Annotated in this window: 15 protein-coding genes and 1 other annotated feature; of the genes, 8 read left to right on the top strand and 7 right to left on the bottom strand. The window is 29.6% G+C overall.

Going from position 1 to position 21,942, the window contains the following annotated elements; translation table 11 throughout:
• Nucleotides 1–942, top strand: a complete 942-nt coding sequence (locus tag B3B03_RS05470) for a C39 family peptidase (protein WP_346847712.1) — start codon at nucleotides 1–3, stop codon at nucleotides 940–942.
• Between the two features lie 69 nt (nucleotides 943–1,011).
• Here B3B03_RS05470 and B3B03_RS05465 read toward each other — a convergent pair whose 3' ends face one another.
• On the bottom strand, nucleotides 1,012–2,685 hold the full coding sequence (locus B3B03_RS05465; protein WP_346847711.1) for a M4 family metallopeptidase: 1,674 nt from the start codon (nucleotides 2,683–2,685) through the stop codon (nucleotides 1,012–1,014).
• Nucleotides 2,686–3,038: 353 nt separating this feature from the next.
• On the opposite strand from B3B03_RS05465, the gene B3B03_RS05460 reads away from it, so the two are divergent.
• Nucleotides 3,039–4,382 carry a helix-turn-helix transcriptional regulator gene (locus B3B03_RS05460; RefSeq protein ID WP_346847710.1) on the top strand — a complete coding sequence of 448 codons (1,344 nt, stop codon included), beginning with the start codon at nucleotides 3,039–3,041 and terminating at the stop codon, nucleotides 4,380–4,382.
• A 3-nt stretch (nucleotides 4,383–4,385) separates the two neighbouring features.
• A complete protein-coding gene (locus B3B03_RS05455; protein ID WP_346847709.1) occupies nucleotides 4,386–4,517 on the top strand; it encodes a hypothetical protein in 132 nt (43 codons plus the stop codon).
• Nucleotides 4,518–4,659: 142 nt separating this feature from the next.
• Here the strand turns inward: B3B03_RS05455 and thrS are convergent, their stop codons facing one another.
• Nucleotides 4,660–6,597 (bottom strand): threonine--tRNA ligase, encoded by a 1,938-nt coding sequence (thrS, locus tag B3B03_RS05450; RefSeq protein ID WP_346847708.1) that lies wholly within the window; start codon nucleotides 6,595–6,597, stop codon nucleotides 4,660–4,662.
• Between the two features lie 234 nt (nucleotides 6,598–6,831).
• Nucleotides 6,832–7,080, bottom strand: a binding site (T-box leader).
• A 257-nt stretch (nucleotides 7,081–7,337) separates the two neighbouring features.
• Between thrS and B3B03_RS05445 the strand changes: the two genes are divergently transcribed.
• Nucleotides 7,338–8,684 (top strand): SH3 domain-containing protein, encoded by a 1,347-nt coding sequence (locus B3B03_RS05445; protein WP_346876656.1) that lies wholly within the window; start codon nucleotides 7,338–7,340, stop codon nucleotides 8,682–8,684.
• Nucleotides 8,685–8,753: 69 nt separating this feature from the next.
• A complete protein-coding gene (locus B3B03_RS05440) occupies nucleotides 8,754–9,314 on the top strand; it encodes a phosphatase PAP2 family protein (protein ID WP_346876655.1) in 561 nt (186 codons plus the stop codon).
• A gap of 138 nt (nucleotides 9,315–9,452) precedes the next feature.
• On the opposite strand, the gene B3B03_RS05435 is transcribed toward B3B03_RS05440, so the two are convergent.
• Nucleotides 9,453–10,361, bottom strand: coding sequence for a polysaccharide deacetylase family protein (locus B3B03_RS05435; protein WP_346876654.1), 909 nt, complete (start codon nucleotides 10,359–10,361; stop codon nucleotides 9,453–9,455).
• Between the two features lie 17 nt (nucleotides 10,362–10,378).
• On the bottom strand, nucleotides 10,379–10,651 hold the full coding sequence (locus B3B03_RS05430; protein WP_346847704.1) for a hypothetical protein: 273 nt from the start codon (nucleotides 10,649–10,651) through the stop codon (nucleotides 10,379–10,381).
• 195 nt (nucleotides 10,652–10,846) lie between these two features.
• Here B3B03_RS05430 and B3B03_RS05425 point away from each other — a divergent pair, with 195 nt between their 5' ends.
• Nucleotides 10,847–12,226: a CCA tRNA nucleotidyltransferase gene (locus B3B03_RS05425; RefSeq protein ID WP_346847703.1), complete on the top strand. Its 1,380-nt coding sequence runs from the start codon at nucleotides 10,847–10,849 to the stop codon at nucleotides 12,224–12,226.
• Between the two features lie 52 nt (nucleotides 12,227–12,278).
• Here the strand turns inward: B3B03_RS05425 and B3B03_RS05420 are convergent, their stop codons facing one another.
• The 3 genes from B3B03_RS05420 to atoD all read right to left on the bottom strand — a co-directional run bounded on the left by B3B03_RS05420 (nucleotide 12,279) and on the right by atoD (nucleotide 13,956).
• On the bottom strand, nucleotides 12,279–12,560 hold the full coding sequence (locus B3B03_RS05420; RefSeq protein ID WP_346847702.1) for a late competence development ComFB family protein: 282 nt from the start codon (nucleotides 12,558–12,560) through the stop codon (nucleotides 12,279–12,281).
• 81 nt (nucleotides 12,561–12,641) lie between these two features.
• Nucleotides 12,642–13,301, bottom strand: coding sequence for a 3-oxoacid CoA-transferase subunit B (locus B3B03_RS05415; RefSeq protein WP_035135145.1), 660 nt, complete (start codon nucleotides 13,299–13,301; stop codon nucleotides 12,642–12,644).
• A gap of 1 nt (nucleotide 13,302) precedes the next feature.
• Nucleotides 13,303–13,956: an acetate CoA-transferase subunit alpha gene (gene atoD, locus B3B03_RS05410; protein ID WP_035135146.1), complete on the bottom strand. Its 654-nt coding sequence runs from the start codon at nucleotides 13,954–13,956 to the stop codon at nucleotides 13,303–13,305.
• A gap of 559 nt (nucleotides 13,957–14,515) precedes the next feature.
• Between atoD and addB the strand changes: the two genes are divergently transcribed.
• Complete coding sequence (gene addB / locus B3B03_RS05405; protein ID WP_346876653.1) at nucleotides 14,516–17,986, top strand: helicase-exonuclease AddAB subunit AddB; 3,471 nt, start codon at nucleotides 14,516–14,518, stop codon at nucleotides 17,984–17,986.
• Nucleotides 17,979–21,887 carry a helicase-exonuclease AddAB subunit AddA gene (addA, locus tag B3B03_RS05400; protein ID WP_346876652.1) on the top strand — a complete coding sequence of 1,303 codons (3,909 nt, stop codon included), beginning with the start codon at nucleotides 17,979–17,981 and terminating at the stop codon, nucleotides 21,885–21,887. The genes addB and addA overlap by 8 nt, the downstream gene beginning before the upstream one ends.
• Nucleotides 21,888–21,942 lie beyond the last annotated feature (55 nt).

Here is a 21,942-nt window from a genome sequence, read left to right as displayed (position 1 = left end):
ATGAAAAAGCTTTTTGCATTGTTTATATTAGCACTTTCCTTTGTAGCATTAACAATTACATTTAACATATATATTTATGAAAGTAAAAAGGTTAGTGCTCTTCAAGATCATATGAGTTTTTTAGCTAGTAAGGGCAATGTTAGTTATATAAGTTCAGAGGAAGAAGCTAGGCTTGAAAAGGAAGAAAAGAGAAGGAAAAAAGAAGAAGAAAAGGCAGCAAAAGAAGAAGCTAAAAGAAAAGCTAAGGAAGAAGCAGAAGCTAAAAAGGCTGAAGAAAAGCGATTAAAAGAAGAAGAGCTTCAGAGAAAGAAAGATGAATTAGAAAAAGCATTAAATGCATCAAAGCAAATAAATCTAGATGTAGCTATAATTAATCAGTTGCCAGAATATAAAAATGGATGTGAGGCAACATCCTTAACTATGATGCTAAATTATGCAGGAGTTAACGTTAGTAAGGATTCTGTAATTGGAAAGGTCAAGAGGGATTTAACTCCAATTAAATATGACTCAAAAGGAAGTATAATAGAATGGGGAAATCCAAAGAAGGGATTTGTTGGAGATATAACAGGTAAAACTCCTGGATATTCTATAGATCCTGTGGCTCTTGCACCAGTAATAAATGAATACTTACCAGATAAAGCACTAGATTTGACAGGGTGTGATTATGGTGAGTTGGAAAATGTACTATCAAGTGGAAGACCAATTGTAGTATGGATAACATCTACTTTTAAAGAACCAAAAGTCTCTCATACTTGGACCAGTAATGGAACAGTTATAAAATCTTATTTTACTCAACATGCAGTATTAATCACAGGTATGGATGAGAATTCAATATATTATAATGATCCTTTAACTGGAGTTAAAAATGCAAAGGTTGATAAAAGCACATTTAAGTCAGTATGGACTAAGATGGGTAAAAAGGCATTATCCTATTATAAATAAAAATAAAAAACTCTATATCTAATCATAATACTAGATATAGAGTTTAAATTTTTATAAATAGGAGTACTGCTAGTTACCTAGAATTCCAACTGATGTTAAAGCATTAGATACTGCTTGTACTTCAGTTGAATTTGCTCCATATAAGTCTGTTGCAGCTTGTATTAAACCAAGTCTTGCTTGAGAGAAATTTGTAGTGGAGTTAAAATAAACAGTTAATGCTCTATAATATATATCAGCAGTTTTTTCACAGCCTATATTTTGAGCAACTAAATAAGCAGCTTTATTAGGAATCCCAGAGTTGATGTGAACTCCACCCCAGTCTCCAGATTCTGTGTTTGGTAGATTTTGATAATTATTCATGTGAGCAGGTTGATCATATAGTGTTGGATTTGCTAAGCTTCTTAATGCATCTCCTGATACTTTTGGAGTATAAATTTCATCTCCAACTACCCAATCAGAAGAATTGAATGTCCATTGACCGCCATTTGCAACATTGTACTTGTCGTAGGTTTGTACTAAAACACCTAGAACGTCTGACATAGATTCGTTTAATGCTCCAGATTGGTTTTCATAAGCAAGATCTGCAGAGTTTGAAGTCACTCCATGAGTCATTTCGTGAGCAACTACGTCAAGATCTCCTGATAATGGAGCAAAATAGGATCCATCACCATCACCATAAACCATTTTATATCCATTCCAAAAAGCATTATTATAACGAGAGCCATAGTGTACAACAGAAGTTAAAGACATGCCTCTATTATCTAAACTATTTCTATTAAATAAATCTTTATAAAAATCATATACAACTTCTGCATAGCTATGGGCGCTTACTGCAGCTTTATCAGAAACTGTAGTACTAGAACTTGTCATTAAAGTACCCGTTGTTGTAGTTCTATAGTTAGCTGTATAAGTGTTTATAGTTCCAGTCATAGGTTTAGTAGTATCTTTTAATTGATATGAGTTAGTTTTATTTTGGTATAAATTTAACTCTCTAGTAGTACCATTTACAGCGATGCCTGTACCAGTAACTGGACCGGCTTCTCTTATTAAACTTTCTGTTTTTATAATATCACCACTATAAGCATCTACAAATATTTCCCAACTTTCCATTTCAGGAAGATCATAAGCAAGGTTTATTTTATAAACTTCATAAGCATTTTTATCGTCGAAGTATATATAATTTTCAGCTCTGACTTCTTCTGTTAATTCAGTAAATGTCTTAGAAGCTTTAGCTATTTCTATAGCTTTATCTGCAGTAAGGGGTTTATTATTCTTTTTAGTTACTGAGGATATTCTATTTTCTAAAGTTCCTGTTAGTCCAGTAATAACACCATTTTTATCAAAGTGTGCAGTTATAGTTTTTCCATAAACTTTTTTTCCGTCAAAGGTTTGCTGAAGTTTTATATGGGTAAATCCTAAATCATCTTGTTCAGCAGTGATAAGAGAAAAGTTATTTTTAATATTTTTCATATTGAATAGTGACATGTTTTCATTTAAGAAATCAATAACACTACTAGAAGATGGATTAACAGTTTCCGATAGGATACCGCTTATAAATAGTTTCATTCCATCTTTGTTGTCAATGTGAACTTTCTCCTTACCTTTGTTTAAATTTTTGAATTCCTTTAAGATATCTGCTTTATTTTTTGTAGGTTTTTCTAAGCCTTGTGCACTTACAGGTTGAAAAGTGAAGGTTGCAGCTAAAGCTACAGTTGCAAGAATTGAAATTAGTTTTTTGTCCATAAGATCATCCCCTTATTAATATTATACTTTTATTATATATTTTTGTATCAAAAATGCTATAAAAAGTTTAAGTCAAATTACTTTAACAGTTTACAGTGAAACACTGAATATTACATATTGTATCACGAAAAATGTAGTATCTTGTAAATAAATTTTTATTTTCATCTTAAAATTCTATGAAGATATAAAAAAAAGAATATATTTTTATGGAATAATATGTATTTGAGATACATATTATATATAAATGTAGTATCCAATTTATTGTAGTATGAATTTAAAAATGATATGATTTAAGATGAAGTAGAAAATAAAAAATTAAAACTTAGGTATAGAAGGGGTTTAATAAGAAGGCTATGGATAGAAGTGTGGAGTTTATAAGTGGAAATAAAAAAATAAAGTTATTAAGAAAACAACTAAGAATGACTCAGCAAGAATTTCAAGATTCTCATTTTACCAGAGGATATTTAGGTTTATTGGAAAATGGAAGAAGGAATATTACATTACAGGCATCAAAGATTATTACCGAAAAGTTTATGAAAAAAGCAAAAGAATTGAATATTGAATTAGAGCTAGAAGAAGATTATTTTTCAAGAAGTGTGGAAGAAGATGCTAAATTATATTGTGAAAAAATCCTTAAAAATGATTTATCCATGGATGAGTTAAACGAAATTATGAATATTGGAGAAGAGTATAACTTAAATTCAATTGAAGCCAAGGTATACAGAAGAAAGGGAGATCTTTATTTTGGAGAAAATCAATATCTAGAAGCCTATAAAAATTATTTTTATTCTATGGATATTTTAAGAGGTGAAGAGCTAAATAGTGAAATATGTTACGTTTATAATAGATTAGGTTATTGTAAATTTTTACTTCTTGACTATGAAGAGGCTATTGTATATTTTAATAAAGCAATATATAATGCAGAAATGTTTAAGGATGAAAAGGTTTTAAGGTATGCTACATATAATTTGTCAGTAGCATATAGCTGTATAAATAAATTTCAAGAAGCTATAGATATTATAAATAAATTTATTCATAGGATTGACATGGAAAAAAGATTTTTAAATTATGTTTATGTGAATATATTAAAGGCCAACTGTTATGAAGGATTAAATGAAATAGATAATGCTATAACAATACTTCAGGAGTTAATTGAAATAGTAAAGGAAGAAAATGATGAGGAAAGTACTAAGATACTAGGACTCATATATAACAATCTAGGTTCCTTATATAGACGAGAAGAAAAATTATCTAAGGCATTGGATTACTATAATAAATCTCAACAAATTAGAAATAAGGTTGATAATAAAAATGTATCTCACACCTTAATTGAAAAGGCCAATATCTATGTTAATAAAAAGCTTTATGACGAAGCTATAATGATAATAGAACTTGGTATTGAAAAAGCTAACGAATATAATGATTATGAGTATATATTTAAGGGCTATGAACTCCTTGAGAAAATTTACTGTGAATTAAATATGAAAGAAGAATTAGAAAAGATTATAGAAGCTGCTATTGGGGTTTTGAAAAATACTAATAATTCAGATTTGAAGATAAAATATTATACTAAACTTCAAGAACTTTATTTTAAAAATAAAGAATATGAAAAGGCTGAAAAGTGTTTATATATGATACAACATTTATTGCAATCTGTTTCTTTCAATGATAAAATATGTATAAAGGAGGTGCTTTGATAAATGAGTAAGTTTTGTAAAAAAATGTGTGTACTAGGAGTTTTTGTTTTACTATGTGCAACAGTTATTGGTATTCCTAAAAATGGAGAACATCCACCACTATTAGGAAGTATTAGCTCAAGTGAATTACTATAGTTTATAGTTAATGAAAGTGGCTATTTTAATATGGAGCTATCTATTTTAAAATAGCTCTTTTTACATATAGAATTAAAAATTAGTATAATAAAAGGACTGAGATTATCTCAGTCCTTAGTTACATTAAATTCTGTTTACTCAATTATCTTTCTTTACTATCAATTTCTTTGACAATTCTTTCAATGAATTTATCTATAGAAATTGAACCCTCATCTCCGTTTTTACGGCTTCTTACTGCAACTTCTTTATTTTCAGCTTCTTTTTCTCCTACAACTAAGATATAAGGAGCTCTTTCATTACGTGCTTCTCTAATCTTATAACCAATTTTTTCTGCTCTGTAGTCAACTTCAACCCTAATATTATTTTTCTTAAGTTCAGCATAAACTTCATCAGCATAGTCATGATACTTCTCAGAGATTGGAAGTAGTTTAACTTGAACTGGTGCAAGCCATACTGGGAATGCTCCTGCATACTTTTCAATAAGAAGGGCAAGAGTTCTTTCATAGCAACCAATAGAAGTTCTATGAATAACATATGGATATTTTTCTTGACCATCCTTATCTACATAAGTCATTCCAAATCTTTCAGCAAGAGAGAAGTCTATTTGAGCTGTAATTATAGTGTCCTCTTTACCATGAACATTTTTAATCTGAAGATCAAGTTTAGGACCATAGAAGGCAGCTTCACCAACAGCTTCAGTATATTCAATTCCAAGATGATTTAAGATTTCTCTCATCTTATTTTGAACTGCATTCCAAGCTTCAGGTTCTCCAATATATTTTTCTTTATTATTTTCATCCCATAGAGATAATCTATAACTAATATCTTCTCTAAGACCTAGAGTATCAAGCATATAGTTAATCAAGTCAACTACCCCTTTAAACTCATCTTCAAGTTGATCTGGTCTACATGCAAGGTGACCTTCAGAAATTGTAAATTGTCTTACACGAATTAATCCATGCATTTCTCCAGAAGATTCATTTCTAAATAATGTAGAAGTTTCAGCATATCTTAGAGGTAAGTCTCTATAACTTTTAGATTCAGCTTTATAAACTGTGAATTGGAATGGACAAGTCATAGGTCTTAATGCAAATACTTCATTATCCTTTTCTTCATTACCTAGTACAAACATTCCTTCTTTATAATGGTCCCAGTGTCCAGATATTTTATATAAATCACTTTTAGCCATTAATGGTGTTTTAGTTAATAGGTAGCCTCTTTTTTGCTCTTCATCTTCAACCCATCTTTGAAGAAGTTGAACAATTCTAGCACCCTTAGGCATTAGAAGAGGTAGACCTTGACCTATTGGTTCAGAGGTAGTAAATAACTTTAGTTCTCTTCCAAGCTTATTGTGGTCACGTTTTTTAGCTTCTTCTACAGCTTCTAGGTATTCATCTAGTTCTGCTTTCTTTGTAAAGGCAGTTCCATAAATACGAGCAAGCATTTTATTTTTTTCGTTTCCTCTCCAATAAGCTCCTGCAAGTTTAGTTAACTTGAAAGCTTTCACTGGTTTTGTAGTCATTAAGTGAGGCCCAGCACAAAGGTCAGTAAACTCACCTTGTTTATAGAAAGTTATGATTTCACCTTCTGGTAGATCTTCTATAAGTTCTACCTTATAAGGTTCATCTTGTTCCTTCATAAGTTTAATCGCTTCTTCTCTTGGAAGTTGAAAACATTCAATTGATAAATCTTCCTTAACTATTTTTTTCATTTCAGCTTCTATTTTATCTAAATCTTCGTTAGAAAATCCACCTTCAAGGTCGAAGTCATAGTAGAAGCCATTATCTATAGCGGGTCCTATAGCAAGTTTTGCTTCAGGAAATAGTCTTTTAACAGCTTGTGATAATATGTGAGCAGCTGTATGTCTAAAAGCTCTTCTACCTTCATCCTCATTAAAAGTTAAAATATTCAATTCACAATCCTCTTTAACTATATAACGAAGGTCTACAGTTTTTCCATTTACTGTTCCAGCTGTAGCGACTCTAGCGAGTCCTTCAGAAATACTTTTTGCAATTTCAATAATACTCATTTCATTTTCTAATTCTTTAACTGATCCATCTTTTAAAGTAATTTTAATCATTTAAAAATCTCCCTTCTATATCTAATATTCTAGCCAAAAGCTTTAAGTGAGAGTCCAAATCTTTGATTTGGTTCATCGAACTTACTCCACCGAATGTATGTGAGATGGAGTTTCATATCGAGCAAAGCGAGAAAAGTAAATCTTTGATTTGGTCCTCGAATTTACTTCATCCAACCTATGTGAGATGTAGTTTCATCTTATATAAAATAAAAAAACTCGTCACTTTTCATAAAGAAAAGGGACGAGGTATACCCGTGGTTCCACCCAAATTGTCCTTAAACTTATTAAAATTAGATTATAAAGATAACTAATTTAACAAATTGATATAAAGGACCACTTTAAAAACTATAACGTAGTTAACGGACTTTATTAGAGTCACTCAGAGGTGGTCTTCAACATGATTTATTTAAAAGCAATTTCAGCTACTGTGCTTTCTCTCTGTAAATAAAGTGACATATCTACTGTCCTCTTCATTGCGATAATATTATTAGTTATTATTCTATTATATCATAAATCTTAGGTTATGATGCAGAAATTATTAACTTTATTTTAACATATATATGTTTAATGTCAACATAAATTGTTAAGTAAATAAAGAATAATAAGAAAGGATTACATTTAATTTATATTTATGTAAATTTATAATATGTTAGCGAAATAAATAGTATAATTATATTAAGGATTGCTTGAAATTAAGAAATATTTAAGTGAAAATATATAATTAGAGGTGAGGATATACTATGAATCGTAATACTAATCTAAATGTTATGGATGAAATGTACTATAGTGATTTATGGATAAAATTATGCAAGAGAAGTAAAGATATTATTCTCACTAAGGATGAAATAAAAAAGTACAATGCTGAAGGAATTAAAAAGGGATATATTTATGATATATTTAATGAACCCAATGAAGTAGCTAAAGAATATGTAGTTACTATGATAAATTGTGTAAGTAAGATTCCGGAAGGTGATAGATACAAGAATGGTAGTAAAGTAAACAAGGAATATTATGATAAACTTATTGATGATATGAATTTAAAAGAAATAAAGGACAAGATTTCTATAGAATATGGATTGGTGGTAAAGAGGGGAAGTATAAGAACATTTCCTACTAGTGATAGAGTGTTTAAGGGGGATAAAGAATATGATTTAGACAGATTTATGGAAAGTGCTATATATGCAGCGGAACCTTGTATTATATATGCTTTTAGTAAAGATGGAAAATGGTGTTTTTGCAAAACCTATAATTATTTAGGATGGATTAAAAAAGAGAATATAGCTTTTGGAAGTAAAAAAGAAATAGAAGAATATTGTAAATGCAAAGATTTCATTGTAGTTACAGGTAAAAAGATAAATCTCGGTTATAATCCTTTTATAGAGGCATTAAGAAATTTAGATATTGATATGGGAGTAAAACTACCAATAGAAACTAATTTGAGCAAGGAAGAATTAATTTATGATATGTATAGTGAAGGTAATTATGTAGTTAAGTATCCACTAAGAGAAAGTAATAGTAAATTAAAGTTTACTAATATTTTAATTCCATACAATGAAGATGTTCATAGAGGATATTTAAAATGTAACAGAAGTAATATATTAAAACAAATATTTAAATTCCAAGGAGAAAGGTATGGGTGGGGTGGAGAATTCAATGGAAGAGATTGTTCTTCCCTTATCATAGATACCTTTAGAAGTTTTGGAATACAATTTCCAAGAAATAGTGGTGATCAATTAAAAAAATCAGTTGGGAAAACATTGCTTGTTCATAAAGAAATGACTTATCATGAAAGATTGAAAATGTTAGATAGCTTGAAACCTGGAACCCTTATATTTTTAAATGGGCATGTAGCTATATTCATAGGGAATTATAAAAATAGTCATTATATAATTCACGATGTTATAGGAGTATTTGTAAATAAAAAGGATTATGAAAAGAAAAATAAAGGGCAGAAGGAACAGGTTAATGAAGAAAAGATATACTTAGGAATAAAGGGTGTAACAGTATCTGAATTAAAAGAGATATACACCTCTAGTGGAAAACCATATGTTGAAGAGATTATTGGAATTAAGGACATATTCAATTAAAGTTAGAAGCAAAGTAATAGTAACAAAAAACAAAATATAGAAAAGATTGTTTAAGAAAGGGATAAACTAATGAATCAATGGCTATACGGAATAGATAAGGGTATAACTGATGCTATACATTTTGGGTTACAGAATAAAATTTTTGATACTATGATGCCATTCATAACAAGGCTGGGAGATGCAGGGTTTATATGGATAGCAATTAGCATTATTCTTATATGCACTAAAAAATATAGAAAAGTAGGAATAACAAGTTTACTAGCAATATCTATAGGTACAATTTTAACAGAGGGAGTAATAAAGCATTTAGTGGAGAGAGTAAGACCCATTATTGCATATCCTATAGATAATCCTCTAATAAAACTGCCTATTAGTTTTTCTTTTCCATCAGGGCATACTGCATCTTCTATAGCTGTAGCATATGTACTTTCCACATATATTAAGAGATATAAGTTTTATTTTATATCTTTGGCAATCTTAATAGGTTTTTCTAGAATATATTTGTATGTTCATTATTTTTCGGATGTATTAGGTGGAGCAGTAGTTGGACTTGTAAGTGGAATTCTAGCTGTGTATATAATGGGGAAAATTAATAAACAAAAAGAAAAAAATTGGAATATAAGCATATAAAATAACTAAAGGGGTGTCTCAAAATAAGCTAAATTTTATTAAAGTACAAGCTCAATACTTAGTAAGATTTAGTGAATTATTTTGAAACAACCCTTATAAATAGATTTTGTAATTGGGTAAAGTTATAAAATTTAATTGTTAATTTATAAAACGAATATCAGCTGAATTGTGATTTAAAGGTCTAAATACATATCCTTGAGCTTTTAAACCTTCAAGAATTTTTGGCATTGCATCTAATGTGGTATATTTGAAGTTTGTATCATGCATTAATATATTAGCTGTATTAACGTTAGAGCTACCATCAAGAACACTTTTTATTATACTTTTTTCATCCAATGTTACCTTAGTAGCATCTGAAGAATCAACATTCCAGTCAAAATAGGTGTACCCACGGTCTTTTAGGGCTTTAAAAATACAATGAGGCATATTTTTATGTTCACTCATATATCCTGTATTTGAACCACCTGGGAATCGTAAAATTTTAGAGGGTTCTTTACCGGTTATTTCTTTTAGCTTATTATCAAGAGCTTCCACATCACTAATAAAGGCCTTAGTAGATGAATAAATCTTTTGATAATTATGACTATATGTATGGTTAGCAAGAACATGTCCACGATTAACGATTTCTCTATAAATGTCATCAAAGCCTTCTTTGTATATTACAAAAAAAGTCGCTTTAGCATTGTATTTGTCAAGTACATCTAACAGTTTTAAGGTATTAGATGAAGGACCATCGTCAAAGGTTAAATGAGCAATCTTTTTTTGTGACATTGCCTTATCATATGCGGATTGTTTTTCACTTAGTTCTTTTTCTAACTTAATATTTTCTGCAAGTATAGAGTTGTTAGACGATGATAAAGAATCGATTTCTTTTATTAGATTACTTTGCTTACTAGAAGATACAAACATTTTTGTTGTTGCTAATACTGATATAAAAAAACATAAACATAAAGCTGATAAGGATATAATACTTAATATAGAGGGTTTCTTTCTTCTTCTTCTTCTAATATTCCCTTTTGATGATTCAAGATTAATATTGTAATTCATGATTTTAGCTCCTTATGTTAATTATTAATTTCAGCAAGTTCGTCAAGTAAGGCATCTAAATCTGAACTTGACTCTAGCAAGGTCTTATTTGCTTTATGTAAATTAGCCTTTGTAGCTTTAAGGGATTCTATTTCAGTAGATAATTCATTATTTTTAAACTGGTATTCTTTCTCCTTTGAATTAGCAAAGACTGAAATTCCTATAAATATGAAGCAAAATATAGAAGCCATTACACAGAGTTTACCATGTGAGTTATTATGTTTTTTAGAATGAAATAAAGTATTTTTCATAAGAATCTCCTTTAATTAGTTATTATGTTTTATACTAATAATTATAAAGGAAATATTATGTATAATCATTACGAAATAGTAACAATTTGAAAACTTTTTTGTTGTTTTTTATATTTTAAATTTAATTGTAAACAGTTTTGTGGTATAAATTACATTGTAAAATTAAATAGGTGTATTTAAGGAGAAGGTATAAGTATGTATATTAACATGCCAAGGTATATAGAGAATTGTATTAATGACATAGAAAGAAATGGCTTTGAAGCGTACATAGTAGGTGGGTGTGTAAGAGATAGTATTATAGGTAAAAAGCCTAATGACTGGGACATATGTACCTCAGCAACTCCAAAGGAAATAAAGGAAATATTTATAGATAAAAAAACTATAGATGTAGGAATTGAACATGGAACAGTGGTAGTATTAATGGAAAATGAAGCAGTAGAAATAACTACATTTAGAGTAGATGGGAATTATTCCGATGGGAGAAGACCAGATAGAGTAGAATTTACTTCAAAACTTATAGATGATTTAGGAAGAAGAGATTTTACTATAAATGCTATAGCTTATAATCATAAAATAGGAATAATAGATTATTTTAATGGAATTAAGGATATAGAAAATAAGGTTATAAGGTGTGTAGGAGAACCAAATAAAAGATTTAAAGAAGACTCATTAAGGATAATGCGAGGATTAAGATTTATGGCACAGTTAAACTACAAAATAGAAAAAGAAACTCTAATTGCCATAGAGAATAACAAGGAGCTTTTTAAGAAAATTTCTAGGGAGAGAATAATTGTAGAGTTAAATAAGCTAATACTATCTGATTACCCTGGTGATGGAATTAAATATATGCTTAGTATGGGAATTATGCCTATATTAGTACCTTATCTATATAAAGATAAAGAAAAATATATTTATGATTTCTTTAAGGTAAAAGAATGTATTAAGGTTATAGAGGGATGTCCTAAAAAACTTTATGTGAGATTAACTGTATTTTTGTACTATATATTAAAAAGTAATAAAGATGAAAATAATATAAGAATTGATTATAAAGAGAATACATCTAAGTTAATACCTAAGCAAGACATAAAGATAAGCATTAAATGTAAAGAAATTCTTAAAGAACTTCATTATGATAATAGGACAATAAAGAACGTAAGTACACTTATAGCATATTATGATACTCCAATTTATGAAGATAAAGCATATCTTAAAAGGCTATTACAAGGAACAGGATTAGATGTATTAGGAGAATTAATAGTTGTAAAAGATATAACGAAAACATTTTTAAAAGAAGAAAACTTAGAAATGATAACTCAATTCAATTTAAATAAGACGAGAATAGAATTAATTTTAGATGAAATTATGAAAAATGAAGAAGTCTATAGGAAGACTGACTTGAAAATTACAGGAAAAGATTTAATAAATTTAGGGGTAAAAGAAGGCATAGTAATAGGAAAAATATTAGATGAATTATTAGAAATGGTTATTAAAGATCCTAAATATAATAATAAAGAAAAGCTAACTATATATGTAAAAGAAATATATGAAAAGTATAAAAGCAATGAAAATAAATAAAAAATAAGACCACTATGATTTAATCAATTAGTTAATCATAGGGTCTCTTACCTTATCTATATTCATGGTGTTTAGGATTTACTGAAACTTTTTCTACAGCTCTAATAACTTGAGCAGTTATACAGATTTCTTCTTGCTTGTCAATTTCATTTAAAGCAGTAGTATAAATTTTACCTTCTTCACTAACCACATACTTGGGTTTTATAGAATTTAGGGCAAGAGCAGACATATCATCAAGGCACTTTTGACAAGTGCAAATATTAGGATAATCTTTAAGCACACTTTTTAAAACATGTTCAACTTGATCTTCTGCATAATTTTTGTAAGGTGGCATAAAAAAATTCCTTTCCAATATAAGTCTATTGGTAATTATTTTTAATTACCAATAGACTTTAATTAATTATTTTAAGTAAAATTATAATTCCATTTTCTTAACGTTTTCTGGGATTATAAGATCTGCAAGTGTTGCATTTTTTACATCTTCAATAGTAGCTTCTGGTCCAAGTTCCTTAAGAACAAGACCTTCTGAAGTTACTTCAAGAACTGCCATTTCAGTAATAATTAAGTTTACTTGATGAGCAGCAGTTAAAGGAAGTGTACATTTCTTTAATATTTTTGGATTACCTTTAGCTGTATGTTCCATAGCTACTATAACTTTTTTAGCGCCAACAACTAGGTCCATAGCTCCGCCCATTCCAGGAACCATTTTACCAGGAATCATCCAGTTTGCAAGGTTTCCTTCTTGGTCAACTTCTAAAGCTCCAAGTACAGTAGCAGCAACATGACCGCCTCTGATTATTCCGAAAGATACAGAAGAATCAAAGAATGCAGCTCCAGGGATAACAGTAACATGTTGTCCGCCAGCATTTACTAGGTCTTTTTGCTCTTCTCCAGGAGCAGGAGCAGCACCAATTCCTATGAATCCATTTTCAGATTGTAATGTTACATCTATGCCTTCTGGTATATAGTTAGCTACCATTGTTGGAAGACCTATACCTAGATTAACTACGTCTCCATCGTTAAGTTCTTTTGCAACTCTTTTAGCAATGACTTCTCTTATCATGTTCTTATCCATGTTAGTTCTCCCCCTTTACTATATAATCAACAAAGATATATGGTGTCATAACTACGTTTGGATCTATATCTCCAACTTCTACAAGCTCTTCAGCTTGAACGATTACAGTATCTGCAGCAGTAGCTATTAAAGGATTGAAGTTTCTTGTTGCTTGATTGTAGTATACGTTTCCTTTTTTATCAACCTTTGAACCGAATAAAAGAGCAACATCTGCTTTAAGAGGTTTTTCAAGAATGTATTCTTGTCCATCAACAGTAATAACTTCTTTACCATCTTGTACAATTGTTCCAAGGCCAGTTGGAGTTAAGAATCCACCAAGACCAGCTCCGCCACATCTGATTCTTTCAGCAAGAGTTCCTTGAGGTGATAATTCTACTTCCATTTCTCCAGAATTCATTTGGTTTCCAGTTTCTTTGTTTGTACCAATATGTGATGCAATAGTTTTCTTAACTTGTTTGTTAACTATTAACTTACCAATACCTCTATCTGGAAATCCAGTATCGTTTGCTATGATAGTTAAATCTTTAACGCCTTTTTTAACTAAAGCATCTATAATAGCTTCTGGAGTACCTACAGCTAAAAATCCACCAATCATAACAGTCATTCCATCTTGAATTTTAGCAACTGCTTCATCAATTGAAATAAGTTTATTCATATGTTAAACCCTCCATAAATAAAAAATTTTCTTCCATACTAGTTTACCCCTAATTTAAATATTTTGCAATGTATAAAGGCTGATTAAATTTTTAATTAAAAAACTAATGAAATTATTTATTTTAAATTATTAAGGTCTAATTTTGTTAAATATTACACGAAATACTTAAAACTATATTTTCTTCATTTAATATATCTATCTATATAAATAGGTATATATGGAACTATTTATATAGATAAATATAAAACTAGTTACCTAGGAAACTATATAAATATATAACTAGTTAACTAGTTGTTCTCGCCACAAGGGTTTCAGGGATTTTGATATTTTAAAAGTGGAAGAAAAGCTGTATTAAAAGAGAAAGAATTTATAGATTTATTATTTTTGATTTAATTATAATAATGGGTAAGTATAGAGATGTTTAGATACTTATAAATAAGCTAAGGATATTAAAAAAGAATCATTGGTTTATGCTATAATTAGGTAATAATAAAGTAAGAAAGACACTATAAGAAATTGTGAAATATATAAGGATATTTAAAAGTTAGGAAGTGAGATTTTGGGAATTAGATTTATTTACGGCAGAGCAGGTACAGGTAAGAGTTATACCTGTATTGAAGAAATCTATGAAAAATCCTTTGATAATAAAACTCCATTAATATTAATAGTTCCAGAGCAGTTATCCTTTAGAGCAGAGAAGGCTCTCATTGAGAGGATTGGTGCCACTGGAATAAATAATGTACATCTTTTAAGTTTTAAAAGATTAGCTTTTACTATTTTTAATGAAGTAGGTGGAGTAACTCATAAGTACATGAATGATACAGGAAAAGCAATAATTGTAGGAAGAGCTATAGATGAGTCAAAAGATAAACTTAGCATATTTAAACAAGCTACAAAACAAAAGGGGTTTATAGATAAAATCATAGGAGTACTTACGGAATTTAAAAGACATAAAATTACTCCACAGACTCTTAAAGATTTAAAGGAAAATGTGGATGAAAGTTCACTACTAGTGGATAAGTTAAGTGATATTGAAGCAATTTATTCAAAGTTTCAAGATAAACTTAGTGAAGGATATTTTGATCCTGAAGATAATTTAACCATTTTAAAAGGAAAGATTGAAGAAAGTAGGTTTTTAAAGGGAGCAGAAGTGTGGATAGATGAATTTAGTGGCTTCACTCCTCAGCAATATGACATCATAGGAAAACTTTTAAGAGTGTGTGCCAATGTCAATATAACAATACCCTATGGTGGGGATGAGGTCAAAGATAAAAATGAGGATACTAATCCTTTTTATCCAATTTATACTACAGAAGAAAAGCTTACAAAACTTGCACAAGATTATGGATACTATCCTAAAAATAATCTTCATTTACACATTGGACATAGATTTAAAGAAAGTGAGGAATTGTCCTTCTTAGAGGAAAACTACTTTAATAATAGGGGAAAAGCATTAAAAACTCCTACAAAAAATATAAGTATATTTAAAGCTCAGAATCCCTATGGAGAAGTAGAATATGTAGCCAAGGAAATATTGAAACTAGTTAGAGAGAAGGACTTTAGATATAAGGACATTATAGTTATAAGTAGAGATTTGGAAAACTATAAGGACATAGTTAGAGTAATATTTGAAGAATATGAGATTCCATTTTTTATTGATGATAAGGAAGATATAGCTTCAAATCCATTGGTTATATATATAACTTCACTTTTAAACATATTTTCTAAAGGCTTTAGAGATAATTCCATAGTTAATTATTTTAAAAGTGGTTTTGCAAATTTATCACCATCAGAAGTAGATTTACTAGAGAATTATGTTTTAGAGTTTGGTATTAAAACTAGGAAAAAGTGGATAGATGATAATGATGAGTATTGGAGAGAGAGTTCTAAGTATGAAAATATAATAGAAATAAAAAATAAAGGAATAGAGCCTCTCATTAAATTAGAGGAGAAATTAAAAGGTAAACATAAGGTTAAAGATATTTGCTCAAGTATTTATAAATTCTTAGTTGATAATAGAGTTTATGAAAATGTAAATGAATATATAGAGAAATTTAAAAGAGATAATAATCTTTTATTAGTGGATGAGTATAGTAGTATCTGGAATATGCTTATTGAGCTTTTAGATCAGTTTGTAGATATTCTTGGAGAAGAAGTGGTGACCATTGAAGAGTTTAATAATATCCTATCTATGGGCATATCCCATAATAAAATGGGGTTAATTCCTACATCTATGGATCAAGTAGTGGTAGGAAGTGCTGAGAGAATAAAGGCTCAAGAGGTAAAGGTAGCTATAGTTGTTGGTGTAAATGATGGGGTACTTCCAAGGATTACAGGAGATGAAGGTCTATTTAATGATAATGATAGAATAGTGTTTAAAAATAATAATATAAGTGTGGCAGATAATAGCTTTGAACTAGCCTTTGGAGAACAATATTTAATATACAATTTGCTAAGTATTGCAAGTAATCTACTATATATTACCTATCCAATTGCTGATTTAGAAGGAAAGACTAAGAGATATTCCATGGTGATTTCAAGGTTAAAATCCTTATTTACTAATGTTTTGGAGAATACAGATATATTAAAGGATGAAGTTGGAGAAGATGAAAAAGGCATAGTAGGAAAAACTCCTACCTTTAATAATTTAATAAAAAAGCTCCATGAATATATAGAGAAAGATGAGATAACAGACCTTTGGAAGGAGATATATAGATATTATTATAAGGAGCCAGAATATAGAGAAAAACTTCTCAAGGTAATAAGTGGCTTTACATATAAAAATCATATAGAAGCCATAAGTAAAGATAAAATAAGGCAATTATATGGGAAAAGTCTCAGTGTATCTAAAATAGAAGCCTATGCAAATTGCTCCTTTGGCTATTTTGTAAAGTATGGTCTTAAAGCTAAGGAAAGAAAGATTTATACCTTTGCACCCCTGGATTTTGGAAATCTAATTCATGAAGGCCTTGAAAAGTTTTCTAAAAGAGTAGAGAAAGAAAAAGCGGTGTGGGGAACTTTAGATAAAGAATTTTGTGAAAGAGTTATAAGTGATGTTATATCAGAGCTTATAAATTCTGAGGAACATAGAATATTAAAAAGTTCTAAGAGATATGAATATGTAGCTACAAGGGTAAAAAGAATTTTATACAGAATGGTGTTAATTATTAATGAGCAGATGGAAAGGGGAACTTTTCAGCCTATAGGCTATGAAATTTCCTTTGGATTTGAAAAAGATGATTATTATCCACCAATACCAATAATTTTATCCACAGGAGAAGTAGTAAAATTACAAGGAAAGATTGATAGAGTGGATAAAACCTCAATAGATGGAGTTAATTATTATAGAGTTGTGGATTATAAAACAGGAAAAATAGACTTAGATATAAATGATGTATATAATGGATTAAAAATTCAGTTACTAACTTATTTAGATGCAATTTTAACTCTTGAACAAGAGAAAGTGTCTAAAAAACCAGTGGTATCGGAAGGAAAAGGAAGAACCATGCCAGGAGCTATGGTATATCTTTCTGTAGATGATCCAATAATGGATGGGTCTAAAAAACTTACCATGGAGAATTTAGAAGAAGAAGTATTAAAGGCGTTAAAAATGAAGGGAATCGTCATAAGAGATTTAAAGGTAATTAAGGAAATGGATAAAACCATAGAAAAAGGAGGAACCTCTTCCATAATTCCTGTAGCTTTAAATAAACCCAAAAAGGGTAGTGATGAAGCCGAATTTTCAAAGAATAATAGCTCAGTGATAACCTATGAAGGTTTTAATGTGCTTAGAAGTCACATGAAGGAAAAGGTTAGAAAAGTCTGTGAAGATATGTTAGAGGGAATTATAGAAGTAACTCCATGTAAAAATGGAAAAAGCTATTACTGTGAATTTTGTGAGTTTTCTTCTATATGTCAGTTTGATGAAACAATGGGGATTAATAATTTTAAAGTAATGCCTAGAAAAAATAAAAAAGAACTTCTTCAGCAGCTTGAAGTAGAGGGAAAAGGAGGTGAAGGTAATGAGTAGCGTAAAGTGGACAGAGGACCAACAAAAGGCCATTGATATTAGATATAGAAACACATTAGTATCTGCAGCAGCAGGTTCTGGAAAAACTGCAGTTTTAGTTGAAAGAATTATAAAAATTATCACAGATAGAGATAATCCTGTGGATATTGATAAATTACTTATAGTAACCTTCACTAATGCAGCAGCGGCAGAGATGAGAGAACGTATAGGAGAAGCTATTAATAAAAGAATTAAAGAGGAGCCTAATAATAGAAACCTCCAAACTCAATTAATACTTCTTAATAAGGCAAGTATATCAACTCTTCACTCCTTTTGTTTAAACCTAATTAAAAATAACTTTCATCAATTAGATATAGAACCAAACTTTAGAGTTGGGGATACTACGGAGATAAATCTTTTAAAGGTAGAAGCCTTAGAAGAACTTATGGAAGGGAAATATATTGAAGGAAAAGAGGAATTTATAGAGCTAGTAGAGAGTTATTGTGATAATAAAAGTGATAGAGCATTGGCAGAAATGGTGCTAAGATTATATAACTTTTCTATGAGTATGGGTGCTCCTGTAGCTTGGCTAAAATCCAAATCCGAAATTTTCAATGTGGGTGAAGATTTTTCCTTTGAAAAATTACCTTTTAAGGATGCCTTACTAAAAGAATTAAGAGAAGATATAATAAATGCTTTAGAGATAAATAATGAAGGGTTAGATTTTGTACTAAATAATCCTATTATTGATAAATATAAGGCTGCCTTTGAAAATGATGGAGAAATATTAGAGAGAACTTTAACAATAATTGAAGGTGAACTAAAGGAAGATAGACAATACATTGAAGAAACTGGTTTTGGAAGAATTCCAACTTTAACAAAGTTAACAGAGGAAGAGAAAGTAATACAAAAAAAAGCCAAGAATTTAAGAGATGCTGCTAAGGAAATATATGTGGAGGTAAAGAGTAAGATATTAAATGCTACTTCTGAGGAAAATATTAAAATTACTAAAAAACTTTATCCACTAATGAAGGAACTAACAAACCTAGTAATAGAATTTAAAGATATCTTTGATAAGAAAAAGAGAGAACGAGGTATCATAGATTTCAATGACCAGGAACATTTTGCCCTTGAAATTTTAAGAGATAAGGAGGATAAAAATAAACTATCAAGCATTGCGTTAGAGCTTAAAGATAAATTTGAAGAAATACTAGTAGATGAATATCAAGATTCAAATAGTGTTCAGGAAGAAATAATCAATCTTATTTGTAGAACAGAAAAGGATACAAGAAACGTATTCATGGTTGGAGACTTAAAGCAAAGTATATATAGGTTTAGAATGGCAAAGCCCGAGCTATTTAAAAATAAGAAAGAAACCTACACTAAAAATGGAGATGACTATAATGCTCTTATTACTCTCCATAAAAATTTTAGAAGTAGAAGAGAGGTTATAGACGGGATAAACTATATCTTTAATGCTGTTATGAGTGAGGATGTAGGGGAACTAGCCTATGATGAAAGTGAAGAGCTCAAGGTTGGGACCAGTTATAAAGAGTTTTTAGGTGAAGGTAATATTGGTGGAGAGGTGGAATTTAACCTTATAAACCTTGATTATGAAGATGTTGAAGTCAATGAAAATAATGAAATAGAAGAAGAGCTTCAAGAACAAAGTGATATCACAAGTAGTGAGGAAGAACTGGATAAAGAAGAACTAGATTCTATGCAGCTAGAGGCTAGATTTGTGGCAAAACGAATAAGAGAGCTAATGGAGCATCATGGGGAAAATTCATTAAAGGTATATGATAAGAACTTAGATGATTATAGAAGAGCTACCTATAAAGATATGGTTATTCTTTTAAGGTCAAGTAATAAGCTTTCTCCTATATTTATAGAAGAATTCAAAAGAGTAGGAATTCCTCTTTTCTCAGAAGGGGGAGGGGGGTATTTTGATACTCTTGAAGTAAAGACAGTTATAAGTGCTTTAGAAATTATAGATAATCCAATACAAGATATTCCTCTAATTGCTGTATTAAGGTCACCTATTGGTGGATTCACTACAGAAGAGTTAGCGGATATAAGAATTTCTAATAAAAATGTGAGTTTTTATCATGCCATGGTAGGCCTTTTAGATTATGAGAAAAAGGATTATGAAGATGAAAACCTTAGTGATACTTGGGAAGAAATCTATAATAATACTGGTCTAAAAATAAAAATAAAAACCTTCCTAGATAAAATAAATAACTGGAGATTAGAAAGTAAATATACCCCTATAAATCAGCTCATATGGGAAATCATAACGGATACAGGCTACTACGGTTATGTGGGAGCATTGCCTGGAGGAGAGCAAAGACAGGCTAACTTAAAAATTTTATTTAAGAGAGCTAAGGATTTTGAAAGAACTAGCTATAGAGGTTTATATAATTTTATAAATTTTATCAATAATATAAAAACTAGTAGTGAAGATATGGGAAGTGCTAAAATCATAGGAGAAAATGAAGATGTAGTAAGAATCATGAGTATTCATAAAAGTAAGGGCTTAGAGTTTCCTATAGTATTTCTCTGTGGTCTTGGTAAAAGATTTAATGAAGGTGATTTAAAAGGCAAGATACTATTCCACCATGAATTAGGTTTTGGACCTACTTATATTGATTTAGATAATAGAGTTAGTTATAACACATCTCAAAGGGAGTTTATAAGCAAAAAAATTCAAGGGGAAAACAAGTCAGAAGAGATGAGACTTTTATATGTTGCCCTAACTAGAGCAAAGGAAAAATTAATCTTAGTTGGAAGTGGTAAGGCTCTAGATAAGAAAATTGAAAAATGGTCTGGGGCAGGTATATATGAAAATGGAAGTATAAAATCAACCTATGTAAAAAATCAAAAAAATTATATGGATTGGATAGGAGCTTCTCTTATAAATCATAAAGCTGGAGAACCCCTAAGGCATTATAATGAAAATATTTTAAAGGAAGATTTTAAAGAAGATCATAGTAGATTTAAGGTAGGTATATATTCTAGAGAAATTTTTGAAGAAATAGAAGATGCAGCCTTAGAAGAAGTGCCAGTAAAGGAAAAAATAAATAAACTTTTAGATAATGCTGATGAAATTATAAGTAAAGATTATTATAAAGTAATTAAAAAAAGATTAGAATTTACTTATAAATATGAGGAAGCAACAAAGCTGCCTACAGTAATAACTGTTACAGAGTTAAAAGAGCTTCACAATAATCTACAAGAAACCAATAGAGAAAATAATCTATATATAGAAGGTGATGGTTTAGATGAAGATAATTATAAAACTATAACCTATGGAGATGAAGTAGAAGGACCGAGAAAGTTTAGGCCTCTAATGCAAACACCACTATTTCTTCAAGAAAAAAAAGGATTAACTCCATCAGAGGTGGGAACTGCTTATCACAATATAATGCAAAGATTAGACCTAAGTGGTGACCTTTCTAAAGATGACCTTACAAGGCAAATTAATACCATGGTAGAGAAGGAGTTAATAACCTTTGAAGCAGCAAAATCAGTTAAGGTAGATAAAATTCTTAAGTTTTTACAGAGTAACATAGGAAAAAAAGTAATAGAAGCTTTTAAAGAAAACTCTTTAAAAAGAGAGCTGCCTTTTAGAGTGGAAATCAGTGCTTCTACTATTTATCCTAATGTTAGTAAAGAAACTTACTTAGAGGAAAAGATGCTTTTAAGAGGAGTTATAGACTGTTACTTTGAAGAGGGAGAAGAAGGGATTATTTTAGACTATAAAACTGATTATGTAAAAGCAGATAATATAGAAGAAATTAAAGAAAGATATAAAGTGCAATTAGATTATTATAGTAAAGCTATAAAAGATGCCTTTAAGAAAGAAAAAGTAAGGAAATACTTATACTTATTTTCACTAGATAAAGAAGTTGAAGTAGAATAATAGAAAAGGTATGCCATAAAATGAGGCATACCTTTTATTATTAGAGGAGAATATT

Source organism: Clostridium sp. UBA5712 (assembly GCF_002419845.1).
GTDB lineage: Bacteria > Bacillota > Clostridia > Clostridiales > Clostridiaceae > Clostridium_J > Clostridium_J sulfidigenes.
Note: the sequence above shows the minus strand (reverse complement) of the source record. Positions and strands in the feature narration are given on the sequence as shown.